Annotated in this window: 1 protein-coding gene; it reads left to right on the forward strand. The window is 63.2% G+C overall.

Annotated features, from left to right (window positions below):
* On the forward strand, positions 1-818 hold an 818-nt coding region (locus BN2503_RS19065; RefSeq protein ID WP_054258144.1), incomplete at both ends, for an IS256 family transposase.

Raw genomic sequence — 818 nt, forward strand, 5'->3', positions numbered from 1 at the left:
CCAGCTCATCCCCAAGCACCAGACCCGCTGGGCCGGCTTCGACGACAAAATCATCTCGCTGTACGCCCGTGGCATGACGGTGCGCGAGATACAGGCCCACCTCGAAGAGATGTACGGCACCGAGGTCTCACCCAGCCTGATTTCCTCGGTGACGGACGCCGTGGCCGACGAGGTCAAGGCCTGGCAGGCCCGGCCGCTGGAGCCGATTTACCCCATCGTCTATCTGGACTGCATCCACGTGAAGGTGCGCGAGGGCGCGGTGCGGGTCAAGGCGGTGTACCTGGCCATCGGCATCACCATGACGGGCGAGAAGGAGGTGCTGGGTCTGTGGCTGGCGCAGACCGAGGGTGCCAAGTTCTGGCTGCAGGTTGTAACCGAACTGCGCAACCGGGGCGTTCAGGACATCTTCATTGCCTGCATCGATGGGCTCAAGGGCTTTCCTGACGCCATTGAGGCCGTCTTTCCCAAGGCGGTGGTGCAACTGTGCATCGTTCACATGGTGCGCCACAGCCTGAACTACGTCTCATGGAGGCGCCGCAAGGAAGTGGCGGCCGACCTGCGCCGCATCTACACGGCCGCCACCGCCGAAGAGGCCGAGCTGATGCTCGGTGAATTCGAGGCCCGCTGGGATGCCGAGTACCTGCCCATCGGTCAGTCTTGGCGCAGGAGTTGGAGCCGCTTGACCCCGTTCTTTGACTACCCGCCGGAAATCCGCAAGGTCATCTACACCACCAATGCCATCGAGTCGGTGAACATGAGCCTGAGGAAGCTGACCAAGAACCGGGGCTCGTTCCCCAGCGACGAGGCGCTGACCAAGC

The organism is Paenacidovorax caeni, assembly GCF_001298675.1.
GTDB lineage: Bacteria > Pseudomonadota > Gammaproteobacteria > Burkholderiales > Burkholderiaceae_C > Paenacidovorax > Paenacidovorax caeni.